Source organism: Actinomycetospora sp. (genome assembly GCF_055612215.1).
On sequence record NZ_JBVPVA010001193.1, the window covers coordinates 1 to 1,972 of the forward strand.

Sequence of the window (1,972 nt, forward strand, 5' to 3'; positions counted from 1 at the left end):
CAGGGGCGAGCCGCGCAGGAGCTGCCCGGCCAGGGGCTTGTCGAGCTCGGCGGCGACGGCGTCGGCATCCATCGTCATGGCGGTCTCCTCGTCCTCGCGCGGCCCGGTCGTGGCCGCTGGTGTTCCGGGGACGGAGCCGGCGCCACGTTCTCGACACCGGACGCGTCGGGTTCCGGTAAGCGACGCTCGCGGGTTCCAGAACACGTGAGCGTCGCGGCCCGGTGCCCCGCGCCCGACGGTCCTCGCCGCGACCACGGTCGGCACTCGCGGCGCATTCGGTGTCATCGCGGTTGACGTGGAATCGGCTTTGGTGTCCACTGGAGTGACATGAACACACGTGGCTACGTGATGCGGGCCAGGGCCGACGCGGTCGAGGAGACGCGGCGCCGGATCCTGACCGCTGTGTGGCAGCTCGGGCTGGAGGCCGCGTCGATGGAGATCGTGCTGGCCGACGTGGCCGACCGCGCGAACGTCACCGTGCGCACCGTGCTGCGGCACTTCGGCAGCAAGGAGGGGCTCTTCGCCGCGACGCAGGACTTCGTGACCGCCGAGCTCCTGCAGGAACGCGGCGTCCCGGCGCCGGGCGACATCCGGGCCGCGGTGGCCGCCGTCTTCGACGAGTACGAGGAGGTCGGCGACTGGGTGATCACCATGCTCGGGCAGGAGAACGCGGTCCCGGACGTGCGGCACATGACCGACCGGGGGCGGGCGATGCACCGTGAGTGGGTCACGGCCGTGTTCGGACCACGGTTGCCCGCCGAGGGCTCCGCCGACGAGGTGCTCGACCTGCTCGTCGTCGCGACCGACGTCTACACGTGGAAGCTGCTGCGGCGCGACCGCGGACTGGAGCGCGACACGGCCGAGCGACGCGTCGCCGCCCTCGTGCGCGCGGTGCTGGCCGACGCCGACCCGGGAGGGGTGACGTGGCCCGCATCCTCGCCGTGACGTGGGACGGGGGCGGCAACGTGCCACCCCTGCTGGGCATCGCCGCGGAGCTGCTCGCCCGCCGCCACGACGTGCGCGTGCTCGGCCACCCCGCGCAGCGCGCGACCGTCGAGGCTGCCGGCCCGACCTTCGTGCCCCACCGCCACGCCCGCCCCTGGTCGCCGACCACGCCGGTCTCGGACGTCCGCCGCGCGCGGGACCTGATCACGCTGTTCAGCGAGCCCGGACCCGGCCGTGACGTCACCGCCGAGCTCGCGGGGCCGACCCCGCCCGATCTCGTGCTCGTCGACGCCATGCGACTCGCGGCGCTGCGGGCCGCCGTGCGGTCACCGGTCCCGACGGTCGCCCTCGTCCACACCTTCCACCGCTACGTCACCCACGTCTGGGCACGGGGACCGGTCGGGCTGCTCGCGACGCTGCGGGGGCGACGGCCGGGCCCCCTGTGGAACGCCTGCGAACGGGTCCTCGTCGCGAGCGACGCCGATCTCGACCCGGGCGGACCGGGGTCGGGCAACGTCCGGTGGACCGGCGCGGTCCAGGCGGGACCCCGGCCGGTCGCCCGCGGCACGACGCCCACGGTGCTGGTCAGCCTGAGCACGATCTTCTACCCCACGCAGGCCGCCGTGCTGCAGAACGTCCTCGACGGGCTCGCCGGGCTCGACGTCCGCGTCGTCGCCGCCACCGGGCCCGTCGTCGACCCCGACGACCTGCGCGCCCCCGCGAACGTCGAGCTGCACCGGCACCTGTCGCACGACACGGTGATGCCGGCCGCGTCCGTGCTCATCGGTCACGGCGGGCACGCCACCACGATGCGCGCCCTCGCCCATGACCTGCCGATCCTGACGATCCCGCTCGACCCCTACCTCGACCACCGCATGATCGGCGAAGCCGTCCACGCGGCGGGGGCCGGACTCGTGGTCGAGACCGCCGGGAGCCCGACGCAGATCCGCGACGCGACCCGGGCCCTGCTCGACGACCCGGCCCACCGGACCGCCGCCGAGGCCCTCGGGGCACGCATCCGCTCGAC

3 protein-coding genes are annotated in these 1,972 nt (G+C 74.7%); 2 read left to right on the forward strand and 1 reads right to left on the reverse strand.

Annotated features, from left to right (window positions below; translation table 11 throughout):
- Positions 1 to 204: hypothetical protein (locus AC0CYZ_RS31915; protein ID WP_472222327.1), on the reverse strand; the 204-nt coding region annotated here is incomplete at its 3' end.
- A 123-nt stretch (positions 205 to 327) separates the two neighbouring features.
- Between AC0CYZ_RS31915 and AC0CYZ_RS31920 the strand changes: the two genes are divergently transcribed.
- Both AC0CYZ_RS31920 and AC0CYZ_RS31925 read left to right on the forward strand, forming a co-directional pair.
- A complete protein-coding gene (locus tag AC0CYZ_RS31920; protein ID WP_472222329.1) occupies positions 328 to 945 on the forward strand; it encodes a TetR/AcrR family transcriptional regulator in 618 nt (205 codons plus the stop codon).
- Positions 924 to 1,972: glycosyltransferase (locus AC0CYZ_RS31925; protein WP_472222331.1), on the forward strand; the 1,049-nt coding region annotated here is incomplete at its 3' end. The genes AC0CYZ_RS31920 and AC0CYZ_RS31925, both read left to right, overlap by 22 nt.